Origin of the sequence: Komagataeibacter sp. SM21, from assembly GCF_041402665.1 — a bacterium.
Lineage (GTDB): Bacteria > Pseudomonadota > Alphaproteobacteria > Acetobacterales > Acetobacteraceae > Komagataeibacter > Komagataeibacter saccharivorans.
This window is the reverse complement of record NZ_JBGLOV010000002.1, coordinates 1-26,982: the sequence shown is the minus strand read 5'-3', so window position 1 is coordinate 26,982 and position 26,982 is coordinate 1. Positions and strand designations below refer to the sequence as shown.

The window sequence follows — 26,982 nt, the reverse complement described above, 5'->3', positions numbered from 1 at the left end:
ATAAATGAAATCATGCCATCCGCTCTCGCCCTTTATGTCCGTTTTGTCCCGTACGACGTGCATCATGCCTGATCTGGCCAGCCCATCTCGCCCCGGCCTGCTGACCCGTGTGCTGCTGGGGGGAATGAAGTGGCTGTCTTCCCGCAGGCCGCAAGCGCCCCATACACTGGAAGACCTGCGCCGCAAGCTGGATCGCCCATGTTTTCCCATGGCGCTGTCCTCGCTACAGGTACGGCGCGTGATGGATTGCCACGCGCCGGGGCGTGATCGCCTGCTGCCCGCCCGGTTATACGTGCCTTATGGCCGGGTGCATGGCGTGGTGCTGTTCATGCATGGTGGGGGGTATGTGCATTGTGGGCTCAATTCCCACCATGGGATCTGCTGCAGGCTGGCGCGGCAGTCAGGTGCCGCGGTTCTGTCGCTATCCTACAGCCTGGCGCCGGAAAACCGTTTTCCCCATGCGGTGGATGACTGCTGGGCTGCGCTGCGGTGGCTGGCGGGGGAAGCCCATCGCTGGGGCGGTCCCATTGCGGTGGCGGGCGACAGCGCCGGGGGCACGCTGGCGGCGGTGCTGAGCCAGATGGCGCGGGATGCGGGTGGTCCCGAACTGGCCATGCAACTGCTGTATTATCCGTCCCTGTTTGGGGAACGTGATGTCCCTTCGCGGCAGGCCTATGCGCATGGCTACGTCCTGTCGACGCGGCTTATGGAATGGTACGCGGAGCAGTATATCCGCACGCCCGATGACCTGCGTGATCCGAAACTGGCGCCGATTTTTGCTCCGTCGCTCGCGGGGTTGCCGCCTGCGATCATCGCGCTGGCGCAGTGCGATCCGCTGCATGATGAAGGAACGGGATACGCGGCGGAAATGCGGCGGGCCGGAAGCCATGCCGAAACCCGGACATGGCGGGGAACGGTGCATGGCTTCCTGAACTTCTATTCATTCCTGCCCGCCGGACGCGAGGCCATCCGCTATGGGGCTCGTGCGCTGCGGCGTACCCTGCGTGATAAAGATGTGCCTAACGGGGCAGGGGATGGAACATCCCCGGCGACTGCCAGTCCGTCTGGGCGGTCTGGTTAAGGCGGTCGATCTGGATGGTGAACAGGTGCGGCAGGGTATCCCGGTCGCCAGGGCACTTGCCTGAATGTTTTTCCAGAACCTCCAGACGTGTGGCGTCTGGCGGGTCGTTGCCATTGATGACGAACAGCAGGCAGTCCTTGGCGTCCGATGTCATGCCGTTATGGGTGACGATGGTGCGGAAATGCTCGACCACGGCGGTATTGTCGAACCAGCTTGTGCGTGAAAACGTCAGCTTGTCCGCAGCCTGATCCAGCCAGCCCATCCGGCCGACCAGAAAAACCAGCGCGGCCATGGGCACGATCATCATGACCCGGCGCAGGATGCGCTGTTTCAGGCTGAGGGGCGCGCGCCTGCGGGTCAGGCGCGGCGGGGTGGCCTGTGTTGTATCATTCATGTGGGATTATTTTTTCATGTCCTCGTGCCACAGATGCCCTGACTGCGACAGCAGGTTTCGGGCACCTTCCGGTCCCCATGTGCCTGCGGCATAGGGTTCGAGCGGGGCCTTGCGTTCCTTCCATCCCTGCAGGATGGGATCGATCCAGCGCCATGCGGCGGCCACTTCATCGCGGCGGATGAACAGGATCGGGTCGCCACGCACTACGTCCAGCAGCAGGCGTTCATACGCGTCGGGATAGCGGATGTTGAAAGCTTTCTCGAACTCGACATTGATGTCCGCGTCACGCAGGGTCAGGCTGTCGGTCGGTGTCGGGTCCTTGGTGGATACGCACAGCATCACGCCTTCATCGGGCTGGATGCGGATGATCAGGCGGTTGGGTTCGGGCCGGTTGGAGAAAATGGACCACGGGGCCGACTTGAACTGGATCACGATCTCGCTGCACTTTTCCGCCATGCGCTTGCCCGAGCGCAGGTAGAACGGCACGTTGCCCCACCGCCATGTCAGGATTTCCGCCTTGAGGGCAACGAAGGTTTCGGTCTCGCTGGTCACGCCCTCGCCAAGGTCTTCCAGATAACTGCCAACGGTCTTGTCCCCGATGGTGCCGCGCGCGTACTGCCCGCGTGAGGTATAGATGGCCACGTCATCGGCGGAAATGGGCTTGAGTGCGCGCAGCACCTTGAGCTTCTCGTTACGCACCGCATCGGCTTCCAGCGATACGGGCGGGTCCATCGCCACAAGGCACAGCACCTGCAGCAGGTGGTTCTGGATCATGTCGCGCAGCGCCCCGGAGCGGTCGTAATACGCGCCACGCCCCTCCACGCCCACGGTCTCGGCGGCGGTGATCTGCACATAGTCGATTGCATCGCACGACCACAGGCGTTCAAACACCGGATTGGCGAAGCGCAGCGCAATCAGGTTCTGGACCGTCTCCTTGCCCAGATAATGGTCGATACGGAAAATATGATTTTCGGGGAAATGACGGCCAACGCTGTCATTGATTGCTTCCGCACTGGCGAGGTCGGTGCCGATGGGTTTTTCCAGTACCACGCGCGACTGCGCGGTAATCAGGTCTTCGCGGCTGAGGTTTTCACATATCTGGCCATACAGCGCGGGCGAGGTCGCCAGATAATACACCCGGATACGGGATGTCGAGGCATCACCGAACAGCGCCTTCAGCGCGGGCCAGTCACTGTCGGCTTCCGCCCCGTTGAGGCTGACATAATACACCATGTTCAGGAAACGCTGCACCGTTGCATCATCCAGCGCATCGGGCTTGACGTGTTCACCCAGCGCCGCCTGGGCGCGCTGCTGGTATTCCGCCCGCGAAAGGGGGGAACGCGCAGTGCCGATAATGCGGGAATCTTCCGGGATCTGCCCATCGCGGTAACGGTGGTAAAGCGCAGGCAGCAGCTTGCGCATGGTCAGATCCCCGGTCCCGCCGAAAACGATGTAGTCAAAGGTATCAACGGGGGGAAGATGTGCCATGGAAGTCGGCCTCCTGCCTGATCTCTGGTATCGTGCATGCCGTGCGGACGCATGCGGCATGAATAGGGTATGACGCGAAAGCGGCCTGTTGCTGCCGTCCGATTACGGCCCGCTTCTTCGCGCTGTCAAGTTGGCATTGACCATCGGACAGCGGCGCGATAATCCCGCCGTTCCACCCCGTCGCCTAGTGACATTAATTTCATATGTGCCGGCGGGCGCGGAACGGCACAATCACGATATCTGGAGACACCTGCCATGAATGCTGACAATTTCGAGGCGGACGACAAGCCTGCCGCGGTCGGCGGTATCGCAGCCGACCGCCTGCGCAGCATTATCGAACGCGTTGAGCGCCTTGAAGAAGAGCGCAAGGCGCTTGCAGGCGACATCAAGGATATTTTTACCGAGGCGAAGTCCGCCGGGTTTGATGTAAAGGTGATCCGCCAGATCATCCGCCTGCGCAAGCAGGAACCCGCGGAAGTGGAGGAGCAGGAAACCCTGCTTGACATCTACCGTCGCGCGCTTGGCATGTAATGGTCTGGCGGCGTGGGCAACGGGCCTGTGCCGCCGGGTAACTTCAGTTCAGGGCGCATGATACATGCTGTCGTCCCTTTTCCCGCAATGGATGCCGCCATGGGCGCAGGCCGCGCTGCTGGTGGGCGGTATGCTGTTCGCTCTGGTATGGCTGCTGGTGCCCTTCGCGGTATTTGGCGTGAAAGGACGGCTGGATAATCTGGCCGTGCAGCTTGACGACCTTCAGGCCCAGTTGCGTGTCATGGCGATGGGACTGAACAGCGCGCCGCCTGCCGCGGGCGAGACGTTGCCCGACATGCTCGATCCACGTCCGTCCATGCAGGCATCTCCCGCGCCGTCCGTGCCTGTATGGGAACCCGAAACGCCACGGGGCGGACCCGTTCCCGTCACGCCTGACCGTGACGGTGCGGAAGAAGAGCGTGACATACCTGCCTATGAACGCCGCGCGGCCCGTGTTCAGCCACAGCCCCCGGCTGCCACGCCACAGCGTCAGGTTCAACCCGACCCCGTGCGCACCCGCCAGTATGGCGAGGTAGAAAGGGATGACTGGTCACCGCAGCCCCCCCGTCCCGCGCGGCCCTACGTTCCCCGTCCACCTGAAGCCGAACTCCCGGCAGGGGGGCAGGACAACAGGCGCGGGGATCATGGCCCCAGCCTGTCGGAATGGAGCCGTAACGGACGGACTGAATCCGGGCCTGTAGCTACGAATCGGCCCGTGCGTGCCTCCGTCTGGCCACCAGAACGCAGGCTGCGCACGGAACCAACCCTGCGCTGGCCGCCCCGGGCCGACTAGTCCGGGCAGAACCTAGCAGTTGGGTGTGTTTTCGGTTTTTGCAAACAGCACCAGATCGTCCCGGTGGATCAGTTCATCCGTGCCCTGCCAGCCCAGCAGGGCTTCGATCCGTTCAGACTGATGTCCCGCGATCCTGCGGGCTTCATCCGCCGCGTAAGCCGCAAGGCCACAGGCAATCTTCTGGCCCTGCCGGTCCAGCACCGCAATCAGGTCGCCCCGGTCGAAATCGCCCGTCACTTCGGTCACGCCTGCGGGCAGAAGTGACGATCCCATTATCAGGGCCTGCACGGCGCCATCATCAATCACGGCGTGACCCGCCGGGGTCAGGCTGCCTGCAATCCAGTTCTTGCGGGCGGAACGGGCATCGGGGGCGGGCAGGAACCATGTGCAGCGCGCGCCATCACGCAGGCGCGCCAGCGGATGCAGGCCCTGACCGCGGGCGATTGCCATGGCGCAGCCCGCCTGTGTGGCGATGCGCGCCGCCATGAGCTTTGTGCGCATGCCGCCCGATGAATAGCCCGGCGGTGGTGCGCCCCCCATGGCTTCGATACTGTCGGTCAGGGCGGCCACGACCGGCAGGTGACGGGCATCGGGATTATTGCGCGGATCGGCGGTATAAAGCCCGTCAATGTCGGATAGCAGGACAAGCTGGTCCGCATTGATCATTTCCGCCACGCGCGCGCCAAGGCGGTCATTGTCGCCAAAGCGGATTTCCGTTGTGGCGATGGCGTCATTTTCGTTGATGATCGGCACGCAGCCCAGCGCCAGAAGCGTGTTGAGCGAGGCCCGGGCATTGAGATACCGGTTGCGGTGTTCGGTATCATCGGGGGTAAGCAGAAGCTGCGCCGCCGTCAGTTCATGGCGCGACAGGGCATCGGTCCATGCCTGCGCCAGCCGGATCTGGCCGACCGAAGCTGCGGCCTGCTTTTCTTCCAGCCGCAGCACCGGGCGTGTCAGCCCCAGTTGATGGCGCGCCAGTGCGATTGCGCCGGAAGACACGACCACGACTTCAGTACCCTGTGCGCGCAGGCTGGCGATGTCGTGGGCAACGCTGTCCAGCCATGCCTGCCGGGGGGCGGCTTCGGCCGGGTCGACAATCAGCGCGCTGCCAATCTTGACGACAACGCGCCGTGCGTTACGCAGGGCGGGCAGGGGGGTATCCGTCATGTGGCGGGGATCTCCCCCTTTTCCTGCTCGGCCTTTTCAGCACGGTTGCGGGTTACGTAATCCTGCAACTGGCGCAGCACCGTATCCACATTCATATGCGCGACGGATGACATGCACATCACCGTCTGTCCGCTTGCCTGTTCAAGGGCCGTGCGGCGCTCGTCGATTTCCTCGGGCAGGAGGGCGTCAATCTTGTTCAGGACAATGATTTCCGGCTTTTCCGCCAGACCGCCACCATATTCGGACAGTTCATGGCGGATGGTGCGCCAGGATTCAACGACGTCTTCCGCCGTGCCGTCGATCAGGTGCAGCAGCACCGCGCAGCGTTCGACATGGCCAAGAAAACGGTCGCCCAGCCCGCTGCCTTCATGCGCGCCTTCGATCAGGCCAGGAATATCCGCAATGACGAATTCTTCCGTAACCGACAGCCGCACCACACCAAGCTGCGGATGCAGGGTGGTGAAGGGGTAATCAGCGATCTTTGGCCGTGCCGCCGATACGGTGGACAGGAAGGTGGATTTACCTGCATTGGGCAGGCCAACCAGCCCGACATCGGCAATCAGTTTCAGGCGCAGCCAGACCCAGCGTTCCTCACCCGGCCAGCCCTTGTCCGCCCGGCGCGGGGCGCGGTTGGTGCTGGTCTTGTAATGGGCATTGCCGCGTCCGCCATCCCCGCCACGGCACAGCAGCAGGCGCATGCCCGCCGTGTCGAGATCGCCCAGCATGGTTTCGCGGTCTTCATCGAAAATCTGGGTGCCGATCGGCACCTTGATTACAACCGTTTCCGCCGCGGCCCCCGTCCGGTCGGAGCCCGCGCCATTGCCGCCCTTGCGGGCGCGGAAATGCTGGGTGTAGCGAAAATCGATCAGGGTGTTCAGGTTATCGACCGCTTCGAAGATGATATCCCCGCCGCGCCCGCCATTGCCCCCGTCCGGACCGCCAAATTCGATATATTTCTCACGGCGGAAGGCGACGACACCGTCACCGCCATCGCCGGATTTTACATAGATTTTGGCCTGGTCAAGAAACTTCATTGCCTGCGATCCGGTAGGGGCCTGAATGCGCGCCCCGTATGCATGCATGATACCAGAGAATGCTGCCCGGCATCATACGAAAAAGGGGGGCGGCCAGAATGACCGCCCCCCTCAATTCGGGAAAACCCGTAGTGATAAGGCGCGTGCCTTATTCGGCTGCCAGCGGCAGGGCCTGCACGGAAACATGCACGCGGCCTTCTGCACGGCGCTCGAACTTCACCTGTCCGTCAACCAGCGAAAACAGGGTGTGGTCGCGGCCAACGCCAACGTTCACGCCCGGCTTCATCTTCGTGCCGCGCTGACGGACGATGATGTTGCCAGCGATGACGCTTTCGCCACCAAACTTCTTGACGCCAAGACGACGTCCGGCGCTATCGCGTCCGTTACGGGACGAACCGCCTGCCTTTTTTTGTGCCATTGCCTGAACTCCTTAAAACTGAAATCTCTGATCAAACCTGCCCAGCCTGTATGACCGGGCGGGGATCAGGCGGCGTTGATCGCGGAAATGCGCACCACGGTCACCGGCTGGCGGTGGCCATTCTTGCGGCGGCTGTTCTGCCGGCGGCGCTTCTTGAAGATGATGATCTTCGCCAGACGGTCCTGCGCGATCACGGTTGCGGTGACGGTGGCGCCTGCCACGGTCGGCGCGCCGATGGTCGTGCCACCTTCGCCGCCAACGGCCAGGACCTGGTCGAACGTGATGGTGGCGCCGGCTTCGGCTTCCAGCTTTTCAACCTTCAGGACGGCATCCTTGGAAACACGGTACTGCTTCCCGCCGGTACGGATAACTGCAAACATTCTCTATCTATCTTTCCGATCTCTTGGCGTGTGCGGCACCGGTTCAGGGGTGCAGGCGACACGGCCCAGTCGCTTTTTTATATTGGCCGCAATTGCAGCGGCTCCCCGTCCGCGCGGGGTGAATGCGGGCTTTTACTGGGTGGCGGGGCGCAGGTCAATATTTTTTATGGTGCGTGGAACAGGGCAAAAAAGACCCCTTGCGCCCGTTACATCTGCCCCCTATAAGCCGCTGCATCACCGCGTGCAGTTGGAGAGGTGCCGGAGCGGTCGAACGGGGCGGTCTCGAAAACCGTTGTGCGTGCAAGCGTACCGTGGGTTCGAATCCCACCCTCTCCGCCACTGCATCGCGTGTGATGTTTCCCTAAATCGCTGTTTCGCTGTCGCGGTCATGAACCAGCCGTCCGCCTGCATAGGTTGCGCGGATGCTGCGGTCATCGCCCAGCATCATGAGTGTGAACAGCAGGTCCGCCGTGCTGTCGCACATTTCCGCGCGCAGCGTCTGTATGGACGTCGCACGCGGGTCAAGAATGCACAGATCCGCATCCATGCCCGCCGCTACCATGCCAATGCGGTCATCCAGATGCAGCGCATGCGCACCGCCTGCCGTCGCCAGCCAGAATGCCTGTACCGGGTGCAGCCGGTTTCCGCCCAGGCGTGCGACCTTGTAGGCCTCGTTCATGGTCTGCAGGTGCGACAGGCTGGTGCCGGCTCCCACATCGCTGCCCAGTCCCGTGCGTACCGGGCGGCGGGGATCGGTTACGTCATGCAGCCGGAAAAGGCCGCTGCCCAGAAACAGGTTGGATGTGGGGCAGTGCGCCAGCGCGCAGCCACTTTCATGGCAGCGGCATAAATCGTGTTCATCCACATAGATACCGTGGCCCATCACGCTGCGCGGACGGACCAGACCAGTGCGGTCATACACATCCAGATAGGAACGGCTGTCAGGGAACAGTTCTGATACCCACGCCACCTCCGCCCTGTTTTCGGCAAGGTGGGTCTGCATGAACAGGGTATCGTCGCGCTGAAGAAGGGCGCCCGCCAGCTCAAGCTGTTCCGGCGTGCTGGTGGGGGCGAAGCGGGGGGTTACGGCATAATACTGCCGGTCGCGTCCGTGCCAGCGTTCGATCAGGCGCAGGGATTCATCATATCCCTGCTGGGCCGTGTCGCGCAGGTAGTCAGGGGCGTTACGGTCCATCAGTACCTTGCCCGCGATCATCAGCGTGCCGAGACGGGTCGATTCCGTAAAGAACGCATCAACCGATTGCGGATGAACCGTGCAGTAGACGGCAGCCGTCGTCGTGCCGCAGGTCAGCAGGCCGCGCAGGAATTTGCGTGCGATCGTGGCGGCATACGCACCATCGGCGAAGTGACGTTCGGTGGGGAAGGTGTAGCGTTCAAGCCATTCCAGCAACTGTTCGCCATAGGCCGCGATCATGGGCAGTTGCGGATAGTGGACATGGGTATCCACGAAACCGGCGGAAATCAGGCAGCCCCGGTAATCCGTAACCTGCATGCCCGGCGGCAGGTGGGCAATCGTTTCATCATGGGCGCCGGCATGCGTGATGCGTCCGTCCTGTACCAGAACCAGCCCGTCGGGTTCGTCCAGCAGGGCGTCTTCGGGCGGCATGAGGAAGGGATTGCCGCGAAACGTGACAATATGACCGCGCAGGGCGGCATTGGCGGGGGCAGGGGTCATGATTGGCTCCGTCTCCCGCCATATGCGTCATGACAGGGCGTTATGATGCGTCATTGGCACGATAGGGCTGGGAGGCATCCAGAAAGGCTGCGTTTGCGCCCAGTTCATAGGAAATGACCAGCAGATAGGCAATGGCGCGTGTAATCTCGATACGCGATGTAATATTGCCTTCCCCGGCTTCCAGTCGGCGCAGGCTACGTGTGGCCCCGCGCGCCACGCGCGCCGTGCGGCCAAAGCGTCCGTAGCGCCCGCTGAACTGGGACATGCGGGTCAGGAACAGTTCGATGGCCCGGTCGGCGGCAGGGGGAAGCTGCCCGCGTTCCTGCACGGTGCGCAGGCGGATGATGTTCAGCCCGATGGTCATGGCCGACAGCGTACCCTGCAGATAGGCTTCGATGGTGGGGGTCGGCGCCGGTCCCGCATGGCGGATCAGGCGCGAGAAACGGTCCGTGTTGCGCCCGATCCACGACTGGGTGCGCGGCATGGGATGGGCCGATGCAAGATGGCGCAGGTCATGCAGCGTGCGGTTGCGCATGCGCCAGCGTTCTTCATCATTATTGAAGGGCAGTACCGCACGGAAGATCAGCACGGCAAAGCCGATGCTGCACAGCAGCGCGAAGGATGCGTTGAAATAGGCGATTTCGTTCAGTCGGGTCTGATTGCCCGGCCCCACCAGATTGGGCAGGAACAGGCAGTAGGATGCAGCAGCGCCCGCCGTGGCCGGATTGCGTGCGGCCAGGCCGCCAGCAATCATGGGCAGGGCGAGGACCGCGGCCAGCATTTCGAATTCCGCCGGGCGGGGCAGGAACAGCAGCACCAGAAAGCCCGAAACCAGCACGGCCCAGCACGCGCCGCGCAGGAAGTTCATGGTGCCGACCACCGGGTTTTCACGTGTGGCGAACAGTCCGCATGTCACCGCTACCATTGTGATGAACCCGACGCCATTGGGCCATGCCGTGACTTCCCATATCAGGGCGGCGACGCCAATCGCCACGGCGGCGCGGACACCGTTATAGGCGGCTTCCTTGAAGTCACGATGCGCTTCGATGCGGAAATGGAAATGATCGCCGCGGATTTCGTGCTGGCTGGCATCGAACTCCCGTATCGCCTGTTCCAGTTCGCCCAGCAGTTCGTCCAGTGCGTTATGCAGGATGCGGCAGTTCAGCAGGTCATCCACATCGGTCGTCTCGATGCTTTGGGCTGCGCTGATCTCGTGTGTCAGTGCATCAATGATGCGCTGGCGGCACACGCCGCGCAGATCCTGCAGGTCGTGCAGTATGTGGGGAATTTCGCTGTCGTTTTCCAGCCGCGCCGGAACCCCCAGCAGGAAGGTGCGCGTGAGCAGCGAGCTTTCGGTAAACTGTTCATTGGTGGTGCCCAGCGCCCGGATGCGCGCCATCATGCCCAGCCCGCGCGACAGCAGGACCGACACGGATGCAAGGGCCGCGCGGGCATGGTCCCCTTCGTGCCCGTGCGGTCCCATTTCGACCTCGCTGAACTCGATCTGGTCATTGATGGCCAGAATGGTGCCGAACAGCGCGCGCGAGCGGATGAACGCCGCGTCATCCCCCGCCAGCAGGTTGGCGACGGCATCGGTCGCGCTGCTCAGCGCCATCTGGATTTTCTGGCGCATGTTCTTGCGCGCGGCCCCGGCAAGGTTATGGGCGAACAGGACCGCAACCAGTGTCTCGCACGCGATTCCCAGCACGATATAGGTCGTGCGCGACATGGTTATCATGAAAATGTTGTCAGGCTGGCGCGTGGCAGCCAGCGCAATGATGGCGCAGGTATACCCCGACAGCACCAGTGCGTAGGACCGGAAATTGCGCACCAGCGTCGCGCACATGCAGCACAGGCCGATCCAGATGCTGATGGCGGGAAAGAACAGCCATGGCGCCTGCGGAAACGAGCAGACCAGTACAACCGCGCTTATGGCCCCGATGGCGGTCCCGACCAGGCGCCACCGCGCCTTGGACAGGCTTTCCCCGCGCGACCCCTGTGCCACGATCCATACGGTCATGGCCGCCCATGGCGGGTCGTCCAGTTCCATCCACATGGCAATGGTCAGGGCCATCAGCGCCGCTACCGTGGTGCGGATGGCAAAGGCAAGGGCTTCAGGTGTGGGGGCGTAAAGCCATTTCAGGCCACTCATCCGTGCGTAGCCGGGGGCGCGGAGGGTGGGGAAATATTTTCCGCTGAAAACACGGGTCAGGAACGGGGGCAGAAAATTGAGGTCTGCAGGCACGATATACGGCTTCCGGCGACATGGGGGCGTGTCAATCCATAACGCATCTTGGCATCACGTAATGGTGTCGCGAGCGCATATCTGGCATCGGCTTTCCTCGTGGCGGCATTATGGCGCTGCGGGCTGGAGATGGGTGGCCGCCAGACGCAGGTCATCAACAAAGCGCGCATATTCCCGCGCACGGCTGGCTTCATCGGGAATGCGGAGCAGATAGGAAGGGTGCACGGTTACGATGCCGGTCGTTCCGTCTTCCAGCGAAATGGGGCGGGAGCGTTCGCGACCAATTGTAACGGCGCGCCCCAGCAGGGCGGATGCCGCCGTGGCTCCAAGCATGACCAGAACGTGCGGGCGGATGATACGCCGCTCCGCCGCCAGCCATGGCGCACAGGCCACCATTTCTTCCCGCCCTGCCTTTTCATGGATGCGACGGGTGCCGCGGGGGCGGAATTTGAAGTGCTTGACCGTATTGGTCACGTAGGCGTCATCACGCGCAATTGCGGCTTCGTGCAGGGCGCGGTCAAACAGTTGCCCGGCCGGACCGACGAAGGGACGGCCTGCAATATCCTCCCTGTCGCCCGGCTGCTCGCCCACGAACATCATGCGGGCATCCGTCCGGCCTTCCCCGAACACCGTCTGGGTGGCGTGGCGGGCCATGGGGCATATCAGGCAGGTTTTTGCCGCCAGCGCCACGGCGCGTAGCGAAGTTATCCGGCCAATATCCAGATCCGTTACCAGCGGCAGGGCCGGGGGCGGCAGGCTTGCAAAGGTTATGGGGACGGTGTTGTCCACTGGTCCCGCCATAAGGTTTTTGCCCGTCCAGCGCAGTTCGCGCCCCGGCAGGGCAAGCCGCCACGGCGCAAGCGATAGCTGATAGGTGATGAAACGGGCATTGCTTTCGGGAACATGGGTCTGTGTATCCAGCGTGCCATGCCATTGCGGGCTGTCGCCTTCATGGCGCATGGTGCTGAACAGGTTCTGGCGTAAAAGCCGGGTTTCCGCCCGGACGGTTTCCGCTGCTTCCTCCATCCGGGCCAGCGTGTCGGCGCTGAGTGTCGTGTCTGTGGCATGGGCGTGGATCAGGGCGTAGGCCAGGGCGAAGCGGTCTGGCAGCATGGATTGGATGACATCGGCGGCCAGTCGCAGCGTGTCGCGGGAAATTTTGAAGGTCCGGGTGTTTTGTGCGTCTGCGGCGTGCGAGGCTGAATCGGGTGGACCGTCCGCTTCGTCCGATGCGATGCGCCACGTTATCGCATCGGGCTGGACATTGTGGCTGATCAGCATGCGGGTGGCGGTGCGCCACTGCGCGAAATCAGCCGGATGCGCCAGGGTGACGACGGATTGTGGCATGGGGCAGGAGGTCCGGCAGTGAAGAACGCGTGGCGTGCGTGCCTGTATCAGACAAGGCCCATCGCCTGTGCGCTGCGCCACATCATATAGAATGCCACAATGAAAATCAGATAGGCAAAAATCATGCGCAGCCGCTGCGGCCGGTCGCCCAGATGTCGTGCCAGCATGGTTCCGCCCATGCTGCCGACAATGCCGCCTGCCACCAGAATGCCGACCATGGGCATATCAACCATGCCCGCGGCGGCATATGTAATTGCCGTGGTCATGCCAAAGGCGCACACCGCCACCAGAGAGGTGCCGATGGCATTGATCATCGGCATGGCGGTAGCAGCCAGCAGGGCAGGTACGATCAGGAAACCGCCACCAATGCCAAAAAAGCCTGAACAGAATCCGGTCAGCCCCCCGTAGACGATGACCGGAAGCACGGATGTCCGTTCCGGTCTGCATGGTGTCGGGCCGGTGTCGTGGTTTCCCTGCAGCATCAGGGCGCCTACCACCAGCATGATAAGCGCGAACAGGAAAAGCAGGTGCTGCCCGTTGATGATCCTGCCGCAACTTGCCCCGACGAGTGCGCCCACGATGCCGCAACAGGTGAACAGGGTGGCGCATTTCCACCGTACGCAGCCTGATCGTGCGTGGCTGGCCAGACTGCACAGCGCATTGATGGTCACGGCAAGGGCGCTGGTGCCAATGGCCCGGTGCGGATCGGAAATTCCCACCACGTAAAGCAGTAAAGGCACGGCAAGGATCGAGCCCCCGCCCCCGACCAGCCCCAGCGTAAAGCCGATCATGCCGCCGCTGCACAGGCCCGGCAGGATTTGCCACAGGTCAGGCATGGGGCGAGACGGCTTTGAAGGTGGGGTGTGTCATGCGTGGCTCTGTCCCGGCGGGTGAGGGGAATGATGATTGTTTATCTATTTAATATATTATGTATCTATTTTGGCAAGGCGTGTTCCGGGCGCTGAATGGTCAGGGATGGTGTTGTGAGGGCGGTGGATATGGTACCATCGCGGTGGAAAGTGGCTGAGGGGAAAGCATATGATCAATCTGCCCAGAACGCGTGACGTGGCGGAGAATCTGGCGCAGCGCCTGCGTCTGTTGGGGCAGCCGCAGCGGCTGATGGTGCTGGCCTGCCTGCTGGATGGTGAGAAAAGTGTCGGTCAGATCGAAATTGAAACCGGCATCGGCCAGCCCACCCTCAGCCAGCAGCTTGCGGAACTCCGCCGGGCTGAAATCGTTGTAACACGCAAGGAGGCGCGACAGGTTATCTACAGCATTAAGGATAGTATGGAGGAAATGCGCATTCGCCTGATCTGTTCTGCCTGCGATCCGGATTTTGGCATGGATCAGCTCAGTGCCCTGCTGGGTGAACAGGCAGGGGCCATGCCCGCTTCTCATGCAGGGCAGGATGTGGCGGCGGCCTGTTTTGCGCGAATATGCGTGGACGCCTGACATCTGTACCAGACTACAGGGCGGTCGCAGGCATGTTTATGTGAACCCCGATGAAGGCCCGGCAGTTTGTGATGAATAATGGGAGGAATTACCATCCCAGATTGCAGCATCAGGCCAATACTCCCTTATATCCGGCCATTGGCAACCGGAGGTAGAAAAGAATTTGTAAGAAAATGAGCGGTTTTTTTACAAAAACAAACATTTCAAAATGGCATTACCATCAATATTGAGGGTTTCATGGCAATGAAATCGTCCCATTTTCGCGCATGGATATACTGTGAAGATGTGTCCGCGTTGTGCCTGTTTGAGTAATGGTGTATCGTTTTAGACGAATGGCTCGCCAATATGGCGCGACTGTTATTTACTGAGAGAAACGCGGAATAACGTATGTCTGATACCGAGCAGGATTTTTCATGTCTGGAACTGACGGCACAGGTCGTGTCGGCACATGTTTCAAATAACAGTGTCGCGGCGACTGATCTTCCGGACCTGATCCGTAACGTCTATCAGGCGCTGGCGACTGTCGGTCGGCCTGTGGAGGAGCCGGAAAAGCTCCAGCCCGCCGTGCCCATCAGGCGGTCGGTGTTCCCGGATTACATCATCTGTCTGGAAGACGGCAAAAAGCTCAAGATGCTCAAGCGTCATCTGCACAGCGCCTATGGCATGACGCCCGAACAGTATCGGGAACGCTGGGGCCTGCCGCCGGAATACCCGATGGTTGCACCCAGTTATGCGGAACGCCGATCCAGCCTTGCGCGTGAAATCGGGCTTGGCCGCAAGATAACGGCAGCGTCCGCAGCGGTGGATGCCACGGCTGCCAAACCTGCCCGCCGCGGCCGGAAATAAGGGTAGCTGTCGCATCGGTGTCCTGCGCACCTTCGTCGCGCGCAGTATCCATGATAGGTCAGTGTCATGGATACTGACCCCGACATGATCATGCATGCCACATCGCTTCGCCGCCGGTTACTGTTCTGGCGGGGCGGCGCTGTGGCTTTTTTCGTTCTGGCCTGCCTTATCGGATTTTCGCGTTCCTCTGGCAGTGGCTGGACCGGTCGCGCGCCGCATCTGGTTCATCTGAAGCTCGAAGGCATTATCACCGCCGACGAGCATGAGAATATCGAAGCGCTTCAGAAAGCTGCCGATGATGCGACGGTCAAGGGACTGGTTCTGGAAGTAAACAGCCCTGGTGGCGCGGTAACCGGTGGGGAACTGCTGCATGATGCCGTGGCGGCTTTTGCGCGCCGCAAGCCGGTGGTCGTGTCCATGGGTGGTGTCGCGGCGTCCGCAGGCTACATGGTGTCGGTGCCTGCCAATCGTATTTTTGCGAACCGCTCGACCCTGACCGGATCAATCGGTGTCATTTTGCAATCGCCTGATGTCTCGCGCCTGCTGGATCGGGTGGGGGTGCATGTCGATCAGCTTGTGTCCGGTCCGATGAAGGGGCAGCCTTCTGTCGTGCAGCCACTCTCACCCGAAGGGCGGGAGATGTTGCAGGGTGTTATTACGGATCTTTATGGATTTTTTGTCGATGTTGTGGCCCAGGGGCGACATATGCCAGTCGATCGCGTGCGGCAACTGGCTGATGGCCGACCCTATACCGGGCAGCAGGCGCTTGCGCTGGGACTGGTGGATCAGCTTGGTTCGATGGCGGATGCCCGCGGATGGCTGCTGAAAACCACGCATCTGCCCGATACCGCGCCGGTTACGGATATTGGTCCTGCGGCCACGCGGGTAAAATGGCGGCGCTGGTTCGCGGGGGCGCTGTCGGCGCTGCCGGGGGCAGAATTTTTAATTAAGGAAAGCAGTACGCTTGACGGGGCTGTTGCGATCTGGAAACTTTAATTTCTTGTATAACAAGGGGGAACAGGATGACCAGATCGGAATTGATTGCCGAACTTGCTGCTGCCCGGCCACATCTTCCCATGCGGGAAGTGGAGCGTATTGTTCAGGTCATCTTTGCTGAAATCAGCAATGCCCTGATGCGCGGGGATCGGGTTGAACTGCGCGGTTTTGGCGCCTTCACCATCAAGAAGCGCGATGCACGCACGGGTCGTAACCCGCGCACGGGGGAAACCGTGTCGGTGGATGAAAAGGTGGTGCCGTTTTTCAAGGCAGGCAAGGAACTGCGCGAGCGCGTCAATCACGCCAACGGAAGTGCTGACTGACTAATCTGTTCCGTGCATTGATCGGGAAGGGGCAGGCAGGCACCACGCTGGGTATTTCGCCAGCGTGGTGGAAGGGCCTGTATCAGTGATGGCGGGCGTTGATTTCCGCCAGCAGGAAATCGCGGAATACGGCCACGCGCTTGGACGTGCGCAGTTCTTCCGGGTAGACGAAGTAGGCATCAACGGTTGGTAGCGGCACTTCCGGCAGGATCTTGACCAGATTGGGGTACTGCGATGCCGCGTAAAGCGGGATTGACCCGATGCCGATACCAGCCGCGATTGCGCCCGCCATGGCGGCCAGACTGTTGACTTCCAGACGCGCCTGACGGCGCTCATCGGAAGGAACGCCCGTTTCCGCCAGCCAGTTGATGTGCGGCACTGGCGGATGATAGCCCCCGAACAGGACCAGCTTGTGGGCATTAAGCTCCTCAAGCGTGCGGGGCGTGCCGTGGTCGTTCAGGTATGACTGCGATGCGTAGATGGGCAGCGGGAAGTCGGCCAGATGCCGCTGGATCAGGTCCGGCTGGCGGGGCGGATGCATGCGCACCGCCACATCCGCCTCACGCATGCCCAGATCCAGATCGTTATCTTCCAGTATCAGGGTAATCGAAATGTCCGGGTTGGTTTCCATGAACCGGTGCAGGCGTGGCGTCAGCCAGCAGGTGCCGAAACCGGTTGTCGTGGTGACCCGTAACCGCCCGGCCGCCTTTTCCTTGCTTTCGGTAAGCAGGGACTGGGTCATGGCCAGTTTGGAAAAGACTTCCCGCACCGTCTGGTTCAGTGTCTCACCCTGTTCGGTCAGGATAAGGCCCCGGGCATGCCGGTGGAAGAGGGGAACCTGCAATGCCTCTTCCAGGGCGGAAATCTGCCGCGATACCGCAGACTGGCTCAGGTTAAGCACGTCGCCCGCATGGGTGAAGGAACCTGCCTCGGCTACAGCATGAAATATCCGGAGTTTATCCCAGTCCACGCGTTGACTCCGCTTTGCTATCTAATAAGGGCGCGTCAAATGTTATGACACTACTGTGGCTGTGGTGAAGGAAATGTTGATGCAGGTCAAGGACTCTTCCGGAGTCATTACACAATGGCGCCAAGGAAGCGTTCGGCCTCAAGGGCGGCCATGCAGCCCGTGCCTGCGGCGGTCACCGCCTGCCGGAATATCTTGTCCTGCACGTCACCTGCGGCAAATACACCCGGCACTGAGGTGCGTGTGCTACCGGGTGCCGTAACGATGTAACCGTCCGTATCAATCTCCACCACATCACGGAAAATTGTGGTGTTGGGGGCATGGCCAATGGCAACGAACACGCCATCCACGTCGATATGGCGCTCGGCACCGGTCACGATGTCACGCAGGTCGGCCCCCGTGACTACGGGTGGCGTGCCGCTGCCGGTTATGCGTTCGACCACACTGTTCCAGATGACCGATACCTTGGGGTTGGCATGCAGCCGGTCCTGCAGGATGCGTTCCGCACGCAGGCTGTCGCGACGATGGATCAGGGTTACATGATCGGCGTGGTGGGTCAGGTACAGGGCTTCTTCAACTGCTGTATTGCCGCCACCGATCACTGCCACGCGCTTGCCACGATAGAAGAAGCCGTCACAGGTGGCGCAGGCGGATACGCCCGAACCCTGGAATTCCTTCTCACCGGGGATGCCTAGCCATTTTGCCTGTGCGCCGGTTGCGATGACGACGCTGCGTGCCTCGTACAATGTACCGGAATCGCCGGTGGCGTAGAAGCGGCCGGTCCCGTCGGTACGGCTGAAGTCACACGATACGATGATGTCATCGATAAGCCGCGTGCCGACATTGCGGGCCTGCTCGGCCATCTGCTCCATCAGTTCCGGCCCCTGTACCCCTTTGCCGAAGCCGGGATAGTTCTCGACATCGGTGGTGATCATGAGCTGGCCGCCGGGCTGCAGCCCGGCGACGAGAACGGGGGAGAGATTCGCGCGTGCCGCGTAGATGGCGGCGGTATAACCGGCGGGGCCTGCGCCAATGACAAGCATATCGGTAGAACAGGTCTGGGGCATGAGATCAGAATAACCCTATTGTCACAATTTCCTTTGGTATGGTCGTCCACTGGCGTCCGTGCAAGGGTTGGAGTAGGAAGTGTGCCATTATTGCGGCACAGGGGCGCGGCAGGCGCCCGTTTTCGGGAAATGGAACTTTCATGGCGGAGCGGATGGCTGATCTGGATGCGATTGATCGTCGTATTGTGGCCGAACTTCAGCTGGACGGACGTATGACGAATGTGGAGCTTGCCCGGCGCGTGGGCATATCCGCTCCCCCCTGCCTGCGGCGCATGCGCAGGCTTGAGGAAGACCATGTGATCCGTGGCTATCATGCCGATACGGATGCCGCCCGGCTGGGCTGGTCGATCACGCTGTTCGCCCTGATCGGGCTGGACAGCCAGAAGGAGGCGGTCCTGTCCGCCTTTGAAAATCAGGTCTCGGCGTGGCCGGAAGTGCGCGAATGTCACATGATCCGTGGCGGTGGTGACTTCCTCGTCCGGCTCATGGCGCGGGACGCCACGCATGAAAACCTGCTGACCCGGCAACTGACGGAAGCGCCGCATGTGGTGCGCGTGCAGACCCTGCAGACCATTCGTACCAGCCTCAACCGGCCGGGCGTGCCTGTGTGACCACCGGGTACAGCCCGCGCCGGTGGCTGTATACGCTTGTCGTGCTGGCGGCCTTACGGCTGGTTGTGGCTGCTGTCCTGCCACTTTCACCTGACGAAGCCTATTACCGGGTGTGGGCGCTTGCGCCCGCGGCGGGGTATCTGGATCATCCCCCCATGGTGGCGGCGTGGATACGGCTGGGCATGCTGGCGGGCGGGGATAATGCCTTTGGCGTCAGGCTGATCGGGGTTCTGGCCGGTGCGGGCAGTTCCTTTTTTATATGGCGCGCGGTGCGTGACCTCCTGCCTGATGTAACGCAGTCTGGAGCGTGGCGGGCGTGTATTGCGTTGCAGGCTACCCTTGCCATGGCGATCCAGTCGGTTGTGATCACGCCGGATGGACCACTTGTGTTCTTCATGTCCGTTTTGCTCTGGGCCATGGGGCGCGTTGTGGCGGGGAGCGGACAGCGGTGGTGGCTGGTCGCGGGTGTGGCGGCGGGGCTGGCCTGCGACAGCAAATATACTGCCATCCTGCCCCTTGCGGGCATCATTGTGTGGCTGGTGGTGCGTCTGGCCAGACAACCGGAATGGGCGCGCAGGCAGGGGATGGGCCTTGCGGGTGGTATCGCACTGGCCGCGTTGTGCGTGCTGCCTGTGGTGTGGTGGAACGCGGCACATGGATGGGCGAGTTTTGTGCGGCAGGGTGGTCGGACGGTGGACTGGCATCCCGGTCGGGCCGTTCAGTTTGTCAGCGAACTGCTGTTGGGGCAGGTGGGGTTGATGACTCCGGGCATCGCCGCGTTTTTCATCTGGGGGCAGGTCGGACTGGTCCGGCGTGCGCGACAGATGCCCGGCGCTGCCCTGCTGGCCTGTATGGCGCTGCTGCCCACCTGTGTCTTTATGCAGCATGCCCTTGGTGACCGGGTGCAGGCGAACTGGCCGGTTGTGATCTATCCCGTTCTGGCGGTGGGGTCGGCAGTCGTGGCGTGGCGCTGGTGGCGCTGGGCTGCGGGCGGTGGTCTGCTGATCGGGGCACTTGTCTATATACAGGCGCTTTTTGCCCCGCTGCCGCTATCCCCGCATACGGATGTCGCCCTGCGGCAGATGGCCGGATGGCGGGAACTGGCTTCACGTATTGCAGCACAGGTCCCTGCGGGAGAGTTCATCGCGGCCTGCGATTACGGCACGGCTGCGGAACTGGCTGCGGTCATGCCCGGACGGATCGTGGTGGGAATGGAGCCGCGCTGGGCGCTGTTCAACCTGTCCCATGACATATCGGGCAGTGGCGTTATGGTTTGCAACCCACGGCGTTCTTTCAGCCGTGATGATTTTATAGAAGTGGAACCGATGACAAGGCTGGCGCGCGAAAGGCGTGGTCATGTGGCAGAGATGGTCGATTTGTATCGCGTCCGCCTGCGTGATGACCTGTCTGCTACGGAACGGCAGACGATTGCACGCCTACCAACGCCCGCCGGATAACAGGTCGTAAAGCCTGCCCTGTCAGGGCAGGGCCAGCCTGACCTGATCCAGCAGCGCCTTCATGCGGAAGGGCTTTTCCAGCAGCGGCAACGGCGCATAACCCGCCAGACGGTCCGGATCGCCGCTCATGACGATAATGGGGCAATCCCGCGCGCGTGCGGCGGCGATCAGGGCGTCGGGCTCCCCATCGGGCAGTGTCAGATCCACCAGCGCAAGGCCGAAGGTGCCGGTTTCCATCTGCCGCATGGCATCGGCCACGCTGGGGCTTATGGTGGCGTTGATGCCATGCGTGCCCAGCATCGTGGCGACCAGTTCCGCTATGGTGGCTTCGTCCTCGACAATCAGGGCAGAGGCGGTCTGGGTCATGACAGCAGGCTTTCGGTCTTGTGTTCAGGGATTTTGCCGGGCGTACGGATCTGTGGGGCTACCGGCCATGGGGCGATCCCCCGATCGGACAGGGCCAGCGTGCCCAGTTCCAGCAGGCCGGGACTGAAGGCTGCCGGGTTGGCCCGAACCTGCGCCAGATCAAACCAGCCGACATCACAGGCATCATCCCCTGCCTGAATGGCGCTCCATCCGTTGTCGTGGCATTTCACGGCCACGATCAGATAATGAAAACGGATGTGCCCGCTCCCATCCCGATCGATCAGGTCGAAAGCGGTCAGCGTGCCTTCGGCATGGGTCTGAAAGCCGGTTTCCTCACGTAGTTCCCGCGCCGCCGCCTGCAGATATGTTTCGCCATATTCAATGCGGCCGCCCGGAAAGCCCCACAGACCCTGATCGGGCGGATTGCGCCTGCATACAAGCAGCATGCGCCCGTCACGCACGACGATCGACAGGACAGCACCAGCAAGTGTCATGTTATCAGACATATAGGGAATATATAGGATCGCCCGCCCGCATCCATGCCTGTATCGGACCAGTGTGTTCCCGATTGCGTGATCGGTGGCCCGCGCAGGCGGCGCGGATTAGCGTTTCAGCACGATATGTGCGCGGCACCGTGGGGTGCCGTAGGTGCCGACAATGGTCTTTCCTTCCGGATGGGCCTCGAACACCATGGGGAAGGGCGCGCCGGAAGGCTGCTGGACCAGTGCTTCCGCATGGTAATGGGCATTGCCCTTTTCCGGCACGCCACGCAGCACGATTGATCCGTCAGACGGGGTAAAAGTGATGCGCTTCGTGCCCACCTGAAAGGTGGAGGTATCGCGTGTCTCGTCACATGTCCCCTGATCCGTGACCAGCCTGCCCGTCCACAGCCCGGTCGGGTCATGCAGCGCATCGGCTGTGGCGGCGGAGGAAAGAAAGCCTGCGAAGCAGATAATCGCCAGCAGGAAAACGGGACGTGCGGTCATGGGGCAACCATATGATTCGGTTCGGGAACCGGCAGGGACAACAGGACTGAAAGACTGCCTGCCGGAGCGCCCATAGTGTGCTATCTGGATCGGAAAGGCCATCCCAGCCTTGCAATATGTCACCCGCTCATGCTGGAAGCCTAGTTTATCGATAATGCCGCGACCGAAAGACACATGATGAACGACACCGTGAATACAGCCACCCCTCCGGCAGGGCTTGATGAGGCCCTGCACGAAGACCGTATTCTGATCCTGGATTTTGGCAGTCAGGTTACACAGCTTATTGCCCGGCGCGTGCGTGAAAGCGGCGTGTATTGCGAGATCTGGCCGTATTCCAGCACGGCGGAGCGGATTCGCGCTTTCGCACCCAAGGGGATCATCCTGTCCGGCAGCCCGGCCAGCGTTCTGGACGAGGGCGCGCCCACCATTCCTGACGTGGTGTTCGCCCTGAACGTACCGGTGCTGGGTATCTGTTATGGCCAGCAGGCGCTGTGCCGCCAGCTTGGTGGCACGGTGGAGACATCCGAACACCGCGAATTCGGTCGCGCGCATATCGATATCATCAAGGACTGTGCCCTGTTCCGCGGAACCTGGGCGCGCGGTGGTCGTGAGCAGGTGTGGATGAGCCATGGCGACCGCGTGACCAAGCTGCCGCCGGGCTTCCAGGCCGTTGCGGTCAGCGAAGGCGCGCCGTTCGCCATCATCGCCGATGAGGGCCGCCGTATGTATGGCGTGCAGTTCCATCCGGAGGTCGTGCACACGCCCCATGGCGCGGCCCTGCTGCGCAATTTCACGCATGATGTGGCGGGCTGCCGTGGCACATGGACCATGGCGGGTTTCCGGGACATGGAAATTGCCCGTATCCGCCAGCAGGTGGGCAAGGGGCGTGTGATCTGCGGTCTTTCGGGCGGGGTTGATTCCTCCGTCGCGGCCGTGCTGATCCATCAGGCCATCGGCGACCAGTTGACGTGTATCTTCGTTGACCCCGGCATCCTGCGCGCAGGAGAGGCAGATGAAGTCATCCGCACATTCCGCGACCGCTTCAACATCCATCTGATCCACCGTGATGCGTCCGACCTGTTCCTGAATGCGCTGGAAGGGGTGAGCGACCCCGAAATCAAGCGCAAGACGATTGGTCGCCTGTTTATCGAAGTGTTCGAGGAAGAAGCCGCGAAACTTGGCGGTGCCGATTTCCTGGCGCAGGGCACGTTGTATCCGGATGTGATCGAGAGTGTCAGCTTTACCGGCGGCCCATCCGTTACCATCAAGTCGCACCACAATGTGGGTGGCCTGCCGGACCGGATGAAAATGCAGCTTGTCGAACCGTTGCGTGAACTGTTCAAGGACGAAGTGCGCGAACTCGGCCGTGAGATGGACATTCCCGAAGCCATTGTAGGGCGGCATCCGTTCCCCGGTCCGGGGCTGGCCATTCGTATCCCCGGTGCGATCACGCGTGAAAAGCTGGCCCTGCTGCGTCGTGTTGACTCGATCTTCCTTGAGGAAATCCGCACGGCCGGACTGTACGACGCCATCTGGCAGGCATTCGCGGTCCTGCTGCCCGTGCGCACGGTGGGCGTTATGGGCGACGGACGCACCTATGATTACGCCTGCGCCCTGCGCGCGGTTACCAGCACTGATGGCATGACGGCGGATATCTATCCCTTCGACATGTCCTTCCTGAACCGCGTGGCCGGGCGTATTGTCAACGAAGTCCGCGGCGTGAACCGCGTAACCTATGACATCACATCCAAACCGCCGGGAACGATTGAATGGGAATGATCTCGCGTCTGGTATAGGGTGGCACCACCCGGCATGGAAGTGCCTTAAAGCCCGCAGAAAGGCGGGCTTTTTTGTTTTTTGACCCGGCATTGTCTGGCACCGAACGGTATCGCCAAGCAGTTATTTTTTATGGCATAGTGCGTGGCACTGACTGAGTCTGATGCCATGATTTTTGTTGATACCATGTCAGGCACTTTGTGGGTGTCATGGTATCAATTGTTCATAACCAATTGAATAAAAAGAGATTTCTCTGATTATTCTGGCGGTTTTTGATCATGGTATCGTTATGTGGGTGCCACGAACCGATGCTGACCGATACCAAACTGCGCAACCTCAAGCCGATGGATAAGCTCTACAAGGTGAATGACCGCGATGGGTTGTACGTTGCGGTTACGCCTGCGGGCAGCATATCGTTCCGATATAACTATGCGATTCATGGCAGGCAAGAGACTTTGACTTTCGGGCGGTACGGCGTTGGAGGCATCACTCTGGCCGAAGCCCGTGAGCAATTAGGAGAGGCTAAAAAGCTGATTGCAGCAGGTAAGTCACCTGCGAAAGAAAAAGCTCGCGAAAAGGCGCGTATCAAGGGAGTGGAGACGTTCGGAGCGTGGGCCGAGAAGTGGCTGCGCGGATATCAGATGGCGGACTCAACTCGTGACATGCGCAAATCCGTCTACGAGCGTGAGCTGAAGTCTAAATTCGCCAGTCAGAAGCTTGTGGAGATTACCCATGAAGACCTGCGGGCGCTGACTGACGCCATCGTCGAACGTGGCGCTCCGGCGACTGCGGTCCACGCAAGAGAGGTGATGTTCCAGGTCTACCGGTGGGCTATCGAACGAGGGCAGAAGGTCGAAAATCCGGCTGAACTGGTTCGTCCGACCAGCATAGCAAAATTTGAGCCAAGGGATCGCGCTCTGACGCCTGAAGAGATCGGGCTGATGTATTAGTACATCGAGCGCATTGGCACGACCCCCTCGATCCGGGCCGCAGCCAAGCTGCTTTTGCTGACGATGGTCCGAAAGAGCGAACTGACCAACGCAACGTGGAGCGAGGTCAATTTTAGTCAGGCGCTTTGGACGATCCCCAAAGAGCGGATGAAGCGGCGCAACCCCCATTTGGTATTTCTGTCGCGACAGGCGCTCGATATTTTCATTGCCCTGAAGACGTTTTCCGGGGGCTCAGATTATATATTGCCGTCCCGCTACGACACCGATCAGCCGATGAGTAGTGCCACGCTCAATCAGGTACTCACGCTGACCTACAGGCTCGCTCAGAAAGAAGGAAAGCCGCTCGCAAAATTTGGTCCTCATGATTTGCGCAGGACGGCAAGCACTCTGCTGCACGAGGCAGGTTATAATACTGACTGGATCGAAAAGTGCCTTGCCCATGAACAGAAAGGGGTAAGAGCCGTCTACAACAAAGCTGAATATCGTGAGCAGCGAACCGCTATGCTGCAAGACTGGGCTGACATGATTGATGAATGGACGATCAAGCCACGTTAACGATCGCTTTCTTGGCGTTTTTTAAGTCGCGCCGCTTGATGGCTGCCGAAACAGCCTGGCGGGAAATGCCTAGTTCTCGAGCTATTTCAGCCTGCGTCATCGTGCCTTTTGAGAGAAAGTCATCAAGCATGCTTGTGGGAGATCGTAAGGCTTTGACTTGTCTATAAGCTTCTCTCCGCACGTACGCATGCTCTTCAATATCCCAGCCAGAGAGAGTCGAATTTTTGAAACCATGACTCCAAATCTGTTCCATCAGGGCACGGTATTCCCAAATGAATCTTCGATCACGTTGATAGGCTCTTCTCGAAGTAATACTTCTCCGGGGATTGTGGCTCTCGCAATACAACTTACTAGGCTTTGCACTGTCGGGGTGAGATTTTGCCAGTCGGGTAGCCCAGGCGATCTCACCATGACGAGCCTGTTCTCGTAAAATCATTTTTGGCTCAATGGCTTCTAGGAAGCCTTCTAAAGAGCGATCTGCACGCATCTCTACAATATCACAGTAACGCGCAATCATATGAGCTGCTTCGAGGGGGCCATATTTCCCAGATAAAGCTTCAGAATAACGTTCTGCTAATTTCTGCGCCCTTTTAATTCCTGATAATATCATTTTTTCTGTCAAGTGAACGCGCTTAGCATTCCCGTTTTTTAGTCTTTTTACCACTACCGGAGCAGACCGAACTTCTGAATATTCTGTAAGATTTCCGCAAAGCTCACAAAAACACCATGCATGGTTGTCACTCAGCTTGGCTCTCATGCGCCCAGTCGCTTCCGATTGGATAACCATGCGCTCAAGGACTGGGTCAAAAGCAAGGTAGGTTTCGGTGTTTTTGGCCATGGTCAACCTATACCCTTGGTGTCAACCAAATTCTATCTTTTTCCCAGCCGCAGCAGGCAGTGGCAGGTAACCTCACGCACATTGTCGTAGAGGTGCTGGGGAGAGAAATATGGAAAGCACAGCTAGGGTTCTTATTGATCGCAAGAAACTTCACGCAATGATTCCATTGGCCGAGAGAACCATCTTCAATATGGAGCGGCGTGGCGAGTTTCCCCGCCGTATCGCGCTGACCAGTAGAAACGTGGCGTGGGATCTTGAAGAGGTCATAGAGTGGATTGAGACGCGCAAGGCACAGGGTGCTCAGGCGCAGCGTCCTGGTATGCGCTTCTGATTTCAGAGCTTGTTTGTAACGCCTGTGTCTCCCATTCTCTGGGAACAGCGTGCCGTCAGCAAGGCATCAAAAGGTTCCCCAGCAGACCTCTGCCATCGGGAAGGCTTTTTCGTTGCAGACATTTTGGCCGCTGCACCAAAGGGTGACGCGGTTAGCATGGAGCATCCACTGTTTGCGTTAAAGGCGGGCGATAGGCGTGTAAGAACTTATGAGCGTAACGGTCTCGTGGTGACCGTGAAGCCCGGGGCGGATGGTTGTGCGACCATACATGACAAGGACCTATGGATTTATTGCATCAGTCAGTTGGTGGAGGCCAAGAACCGTGGGCGCCCCATAACACCAACAGTCCGTTTTACGGCCTATGATTTTCTCCGTAGCACGAACCGCTCAACAGGGGGTGTCGGCTACCGCCGTATAGTCGGTATGCTGGCCAGGCTGAGAGGGACTGGCATCGAGACTAACATTGAGACGAACGGACAGCGTGAGCGACGCGGCTTTGGACTGATCGATTCATGGCGGATTGTAGAAAAGTCGCCAACAGATGATCGTGTGACAGCCATTGAGGTGGATTTGCCACACTGGCTATTCCGTTCTGTTACGACCATGCGGGTTCTGACCCTGTCACGGGACTACTTCAAACTCCGCAAGCCGCTTGAGCGGCGCATATATGAACTTGCCCGTAAACATTGTGGTCTTCAGCCAAAATGGCGCGTATCTGTGATGGTCCTGTATGCGAAAAGCGGTAGTACCGCGACGTTGAGTAACCATCCGGCGAGAGACGCGGGCGTGATCAGGCAGCGACGTTATTCTCGCCTTGAGCAATGGTTTTCCAATGCCAGGGCAGGAGTTCATGGAGGCGTGGGTTGGGAGTGTCGTTGATGCGGGCG

Annotated in this window: 28 protein-coding genes, 1 tRNA gene and 1 pseudogene; 14 read left to right on the top strand and 16 right to left on the bottom strand. The window is 60.5% G+C overall.

The features are described 5' to 3' along the window. Positions 1 to 64: 64 nt before the first annotated feature. Positions 65 to 1,081: an alpha/beta hydrolase gene (locus ACBR42_RS02100; RefSeq protein WP_371207177.1), complete on the top strand. Its 1,017-nt coding sequence runs from the start codon at positions 65 to 67 to the stop codon at positions 1,079 to 1,081. On the opposite strand, the gene ACBR42_RS02095 is transcribed toward ACBR42_RS02100, so the two are convergent. Both ACBR42_RS02095 and zwf read right to left on the bottom strand, forming a co-directional pair. Next, positions 1,020 to 1,475 (bottom strand): hypothetical protein, encoded by a 456-nt coding sequence (locus ACBR42_RS02095; RefSeq protein ID WP_371207176.1) that lies wholly within the window; start codon positions 1,473 to 1,475, stop codon positions 1,020 to 1,022. The two genes, ACBR42_RS02100 and ACBR42_RS02095, sit on opposite strands and share 62 nt — an antisense overlap. A gap of 6 nt (positions 1,476 to 1,481) precedes the next feature. After that, positions 1,482 to 2,963 (bottom strand): glucose-6-phosphate dehydrogenase, encoded by a 1,482-nt coding sequence (gene zwf, locus ACBR42_RS02090; protein ID WP_102323377.1) that lies wholly within the window; start codon positions 2,961 to 2,963, stop codon positions 1,482 to 1,484. Between the two features lie 255 nt (positions 2,964 to 3,218). Here zwf and ACBR42_RS02085 point away from each other — a divergent pair, with 255 nt between their 5' ends. Together ACBR42_RS02085 and ACBR42_RS02080 are read left to right on the top strand one after the other, a co-directional pair. Beyond that, positions 3,219 to 3,494 (top strand): DUF2312 domain-containing protein, encoded by a 276-nt coding sequence (locus ACBR42_RS02085; RefSeq protein ID WP_102323378.1) that lies wholly within the window; start codon positions 3,219 to 3,221, stop codon positions 3,492 to 3,494. A gap of 64 nt (positions 3,495 to 3,558) precedes the next feature. Beyond that, positions 3,559 to 4,287: a hypothetical protein gene (locus ACBR42_RS02080; RefSeq protein ID WP_371207174.1), complete on the top strand. Its 729-nt coding sequence runs from the start codon at positions 3,559 to 3,561 to the stop codon at positions 4,285 to 4,287. A 12-nt stretch (positions 4,288 to 4,299) separates the two neighbouring features. On the opposite strand, the gene proB is transcribed toward ACBR42_RS02080, so the two are convergent. From proB to rplU, 4 genes are all read right to left on the bottom strand, one after another. Further along, complete coding sequence (proB, locus tag ACBR42_RS02075) at positions 4,300 to 5,454, bottom strand: glutamate 5-kinase (protein ID WP_102323380.1); 1,155 nt, start codon at positions 5,452 to 5,454, stop codon at positions 4,300 to 4,302. Further along, on the bottom strand, positions 5,451 to 6,488 hold the full coding sequence (gene obgE, locus ACBR42_RS02070; RefSeq protein WP_102323381.1) for a GTPase ObgE: 1,038 nt from the start codon (positions 6,486 to 6,488) through the stop codon (positions 5,451 to 5,453). Before obgE ends, proB begins: the two co-directional genes overlap by 4 nt. 148 nt (positions 6,489 to 6,636) lie before the next feature. Beyond that, positions 6,637 to 6,906 (bottom strand): 50S ribosomal protein L27, encoded by a 270-nt coding sequence (gene rpmA / locus ACBR42_RS02065; protein WP_102323382.1) that lies wholly within the window; start codon positions 6,904 to 6,906, stop codon positions 6,637 to 6,639. A 65-nt stretch (positions 6,907 to 6,971) separates the two neighbouring features. After that, positions 6,972 to 7,286: a 50S ribosomal protein L21 gene (gene rplU, locus ACBR42_RS02060; protein WP_102323383.1), complete on the bottom strand. Its 315-nt coding sequence runs from the start codon at positions 7,284 to 7,286 to the stop codon at positions 6,972 to 6,974. Between the two features lie 249 nt (positions 7,287 to 7,535). On the opposite strand from rplU, the gene ACBR42_RS02055 reads away from it, so the two are divergent. Next, positions 7,536 to 7,625, top strand: a tRNA-Ser gene (locus ACBR42_RS02055). Between the two features lie 22 nt (positions 7,626 to 7,647). Here the strand turns inward: ACBR42_RS02055 and guaD are convergent. The 4 genes from guaD to ACBR42_RS02035 all read right to left on the bottom strand — a co-directional run bounded on the left by guaD (position 7,648) and on the right by ACBR42_RS02035 (position 13,410). After that, positions 7,648 to 8,982, bottom strand: a complete 1,335-nt coding sequence (guaD, locus tag ACBR42_RS02050; protein WP_371207173.1) for a guanine deaminase — start codon at positions 8,980 to 8,982, stop codon at positions 7,648 to 7,650. A 40-nt stretch (positions 8,983 to 9,022) separates the two neighbouring features. Then, on the bottom strand, positions 9,023 to 11,227 hold the full coding sequence (locus tag ACBR42_RS02045) for an FUSC family protein (protein WP_102323385.1): 2,205 nt from the start codon (positions 11,225 to 11,227) through the stop codon (positions 9,023 to 9,025). A 108-nt stretch (positions 11,228 to 11,335) separates the two neighbouring features. Beyond that, positions 11,336 to 12,574 (bottom strand): UdgX family uracil-DNA binding protein, encoded by a 1,239-nt coding sequence (locus ACBR42_RS02040; protein WP_371207172.1) that lies wholly within the window; start codon positions 12,572 to 12,574, stop codon positions 11,336 to 11,338. Between the two features lie 47 nt (positions 12,575 to 12,621). Next, entirely contained in the window at positions 12,622 to 13,410 is a 789-nt protein-coding gene (locus tag ACBR42_RS02035) for a sulfite exporter TauE/SafE family protein (protein WP_371207171.1), read from the bottom strand. Positions 13,411 to 13,612: 202 nt separating this feature from the next. Between ACBR42_RS02035 and ACBR42_RS02030 the strand changes: the two genes are divergently transcribed. From ACBR42_RS02030 to ihfB, 4 genes are all read left to right on the top strand, one after another. Further along, positions 13,613 to 14,026, top strand: coding sequence for a helix-turn-helix transcriptional regulator (locus tag ACBR42_RS02030; RefSeq protein ID WP_102323388.1), 414 nt, complete (start codon positions 13,613 to 13,615; stop codon positions 14,024 to 14,026). A 387-nt stretch (positions 14,027 to 14,413) separates the two neighbouring features. Continuing rightward, positions 14,414 to 14,872 carry a MucR family transcriptional regulator gene (locus ACBR42_RS02025; RefSeq protein WP_371207170.1) on the top strand — a complete coding sequence of 153 codons (459 nt, stop codon included), beginning with the start codon at positions 14,414 to 14,416 and terminating at the stop codon, positions 14,870 to 14,872. Between the two features lie 66 nt (positions 14,873 to 14,938). Continuing rightward, entirely contained in the window at positions 14,939 to 15,868 is a 930-nt protein-coding gene (gene sppA / locus ACBR42_RS02020; protein ID WP_371207169.1) for a signal peptide peptidase SppA, read from the top strand. 26 nt (positions 15,869 to 15,894) lie between these two features. Next, positions 15,895 to 16,191: an integration host factor subunit beta gene (ihfB, locus tag ACBR42_RS02015; RefSeq protein ID WP_102323391.1), complete on the top strand. Its 297-nt coding sequence runs from the start codon at positions 15,895 to 15,897 to the stop codon at positions 16,189 to 16,191. 82 nt (positions 16,192 to 16,273) lie between these two features. Here the strand turns inward: ihfB and ACBR42_RS02010 are convergent, their stop codons facing one another. Together ACBR42_RS02010 and trxB are read right to left on the bottom strand one after the other, a co-directional pair. After that, a complete protein-coding gene (locus tag ACBR42_RS02010) occupies positions 16,274 to 17,161 on the bottom strand; it encodes a LysR family transcriptional regulator (protein ID WP_102323392.1) in 888 nt (295 codons plus the stop codon). 107 nt (positions 17,162 to 17,268) lie between these two features. Beyond that, positions 17,269 to 18,225: a thioredoxin-disulfide reductase gene (gene trxB, locus ACBR42_RS02005; protein WP_371207168.1), complete on the bottom strand. Its 957-nt coding sequence runs from the start codon at positions 18,223 to 18,225 to the stop codon at positions 17,269 to 17,271. 140 nt (positions 18,226 to 18,365) lie between these two features. Here trxB and ACBR42_RS02000 point away from each other — a divergent pair, with 140 nt between their 5' ends. Together ACBR42_RS02000 and ACBR42_RS01995 are read left to right on the top strand one after the other, a co-directional pair. Continuing rightward, a complete protein-coding gene (locus ACBR42_RS02000; RefSeq protein WP_102323394.1) occupies positions 18,366 to 18,836 on the top strand; it encodes an Lrp/AsnC family transcriptional regulator in 471 nt (156 codons plus the stop codon). Next, positions 18,833 to 20,293, top strand: coding sequence for an ArnT family glycosyltransferase (locus tag ACBR42_RS01995; RefSeq protein WP_371207167.1), 1,461 nt, complete (start codon positions 18,833 to 18,835; stop codon positions 20,291 to 20,293). The genes ACBR42_RS02000 and ACBR42_RS01995 overlap by 4 nt, the downstream gene beginning before the upstream one ends. A gap of 21 nt (positions 20,294 to 20,314) precedes the next feature. Here the strand turns inward: ACBR42_RS01995 and ACBR42_RS01990 are convergent, their stop codons facing one another. From ACBR42_RS01990 to ACBR42_RS01980, 3 genes are all read right to left on the bottom strand, one after another. Next, entirely contained in the window at positions 20,315 to 20,659 is a 345-nt protein-coding gene (locus ACBR42_RS01990; protein WP_102323396.1) for a response regulator, read from the bottom strand. Next, positions 20,656 to 21,165, bottom strand: a complete 510-nt coding sequence (locus ACBR42_RS01985) for an NUDIX hydrolase (RefSeq protein ID WP_110547863.1) — start codon at positions 21,163 to 21,165, stop codon at positions 20,656 to 20,658. The genes ACBR42_RS01990 and ACBR42_RS01985 overlap by 4 nt, the downstream gene beginning before the upstream one ends. Before the next feature lie 96 nt (positions 21,166 to 21,261). After that, a complete protein-coding gene (locus ACBR42_RS01980) occupies positions 21,262 to 21,645 on the bottom strand; it encodes a hypothetical protein (RefSeq protein WP_102323398.1) in 384 nt (127 codons plus the stop codon). 174 nt (positions 21,646 to 21,819) lie between these two features. Here ACBR42_RS01980 and guaA point away from each other — a divergent pair, with 174 nt between their 5' ends. Beyond that, the gene (gene guaA / locus ACBR42_RS01975) at positions 21,820 to 23,424 is read left to right on the top strand and encodes a glutamine-hydrolyzing GMP synthase (protein WP_102323399.1); all 1,605 of its coding nucleotides are present in this window, start codon (positions 21,820 to 21,822) and stop codon (positions 23,422 to 23,424) included. A 305-nt stretch (positions 23,425 to 23,729) separates the two neighbouring features. Beyond that, positions 23,730 to 24,926: pseudogene (locus ACBR42_RS01970) on the top strand (tyrosine-type recombinase/integrase). Here the strand turns inward: ACBR42_RS01970 and ACBR42_RS01965 are convergent. Continuing rightward, on the bottom strand, positions 24,913 to 25,764 hold the full coding sequence (locus tag ACBR42_RS01965) for a winged helix-turn-helix transcriptional regulator (RefSeq protein ID WP_371207166.1): 852 nt from the start codon (positions 25,762 to 25,764) through the stop codon (positions 24,913 to 24,915). The pseudogene ACBR42_RS01970 and the gene ACBR42_RS01965 sit on opposite strands and share 14 nt — an antisense overlap. Before the next feature lie 109 nt (positions 25,765 to 25,873). Between ACBR42_RS01965 and ACBR42_RS01960 the strand changes: the two genes are divergently transcribed. Further along, positions 25,874 to 26,095, top strand: coding sequence for an AlpA family transcriptional regulator (locus ACBR42_RS01960; RefSeq protein WP_061508591.1), 222 nt, complete (start codon positions 25,874 to 25,876; stop codon positions 26,093 to 26,095). 156 nt (positions 26,096 to 26,251) lie between these two features. Beyond that, positions 26,252 to 26,974, top strand: coding sequence for a replication initiator protein A (locus ACBR42_RS01955; protein WP_371207164.1), 723 nt, complete (start codon positions 26,252 to 26,254; stop codon positions 26,972 to 26,974). Positions 26,975 to 26,982 lie beyond the last annotated feature (8 nt).

Coding starts and splice junctions, on each gene's coding strand:
- ACBR42_RS01985 (WP_110547863.1), bottom strand. CDS start 21,165: ATGTCTGATAACATGACACTTGCTGGTGCTGTCCTGTCGATCGTCGTG.
- ACBR42_RS02030 (WP_102323388.1), top strand. CDS start 13,613: ATGATCAATCTGCCCAGAACGCGTGACGTGGCGGAGAATCTGGCGCAG.
- ACBR42_RS02100 (WP_371207177.1), top strand. CDS start 65: ATGCCTGATCTGGCCAGCCCATCTCGCCCCGGCCTGCTGACCCGTGTG.
- sppA (WP_371207169.1), top strand. CDS start 14,939: ATGGATACTGACCCCGACATGATCATGCATGCCACATCGCTTCGCCGC.
- obgE (WP_102323381.1), bottom strand. CDS start 6,488: ATGAAGTTTCTTGACCAGGCCAAAATCTATGTAAAATCCGGCGATGGC.
- zwf (WP_102323377.1), bottom strand. CDS start 2,963: ATGGCACATCTTCCCCCCGTTGATACCTTTGACTACATCGTTTTCGGC.
- ACBR42_RS02025 (WP_371207170.1), top strand. CDS start 14,414: ATGTCTGATACCGAGCAGGATTTTTCATGTCTGGAACTGACGGCACAG.
- ACBR42_RS01960 (WP_061508591.1), top strand. CDS start 25,874: ATGGAAAGCACAGCTAGGGTTCTTATTGATCGCAAGAAACTTCACGCA.
- ACBR42_RS02095 (WP_371207176.1), bottom strand. CDS start 1,475: ATGAATGATACAACACAGGCCACCCCGCCGCGCCTGACCCGCAGGCGC.
- ACBR42_RS02000 (WP_102323394.1), top strand. CDS start 18,366: ATGGCGGAGCGGATGGCTGATCTGGATGCGATTGATCGTCGTATTGTG.
- ACBR42_RS02035 (WP_371207171.1), bottom strand. CDS start 13,410: ATGCCTGACCTGTGGCAAATCCTGCCGGGCCTGTGCAGCGGCGGCATG.
- ihfB (WP_102323391.1), top strand. CDS start 15,895: ATGACCAGATCGGAATTGATTGCCGAACTTGCTGCTGCCCGGCCACAT.
- ACBR42_RS02080 (WP_371207174.1), top strand. CDS start 3,559: ATGCTGTCGTCCCTTTTCCCGCAATGGATGCCGCCATGGGCGCAGGCC.
- ACBR42_RS01965 (WP_371207166.1), bottom strand. CDS start 25,764: ATGGCCAAAAACACCGAAACCTACCTTGCTTTTGACCCAGTCCTTGAG.
- rplU (WP_102323383.1), bottom strand. CDS start 7,286: ATGTTTGCAGTTATCCGTACCGGCGGGAAGCAGTACCGTGTTTCCAAG.
- proB (WP_102323380.1), bottom strand. CDS start 5,454: ATGACGGATACCCCCCTGCCCGCCCTGCGTAACGCACGGCGCGTTGTC.
- ACBR42_RS01980 (WP_102323398.1), bottom strand. CDS start 21,645: ATGACCGCACGTCCCGTTTTCCTGCTGGCGATTATCTGCTTCGCAGGC.
- ACBR42_RS02040 (WP_371207172.1), bottom strand. CDS start 12,574: ATGCCACAATCCGTCGTCACCCTGGCGCATCCGGCTGATTTCGCGCAG.
- guaD (WP_371207173.1), bottom strand. CDS start 8,982: ATGACCCCTGCCCCCGCCAATGCCGCCCTGCGCGGTCATATTGTCACG.
- trxB (WP_371207168.1), bottom strand. CDS start 18,225: ATGCCCCAGACCTGTTCTACCGATATGCTTGTCATTGGCGCAGGCCCC.
- rpmA (WP_102323382.1), bottom strand. CDS start 6,906: ATGGCACAAAAAAAGGCAGGCGGTTCGTCCCGTAACGGACGCGATAGC.
- guaA (WP_102323399.1), top strand. CDS start 21,820: ATGATGAACGACACCGTGAATACAGCCACCCCTCCGGCAGGGCTTGAT.
- ACBR42_RS02085 (WP_102323378.1), top strand. CDS start 3,219: ATGAATGCTGACAATTTCGAGGCGGACGACAAGCCTGCCGCGGTCGGC.
- ACBR42_RS01990 (WP_102323396.1), bottom strand. CDS start 20,659: ATGACCCAGACCGCCTCTGCCCTGATTGTCGAGGACGAAGCCACCATA.
- ACBR42_RS01955 (WP_371207164.1), top strand. CDS start 26,252: ATGGAGCATCCACTGTTTGCGTTAAAGGCGGGCGATAGGCGTGTAAGA.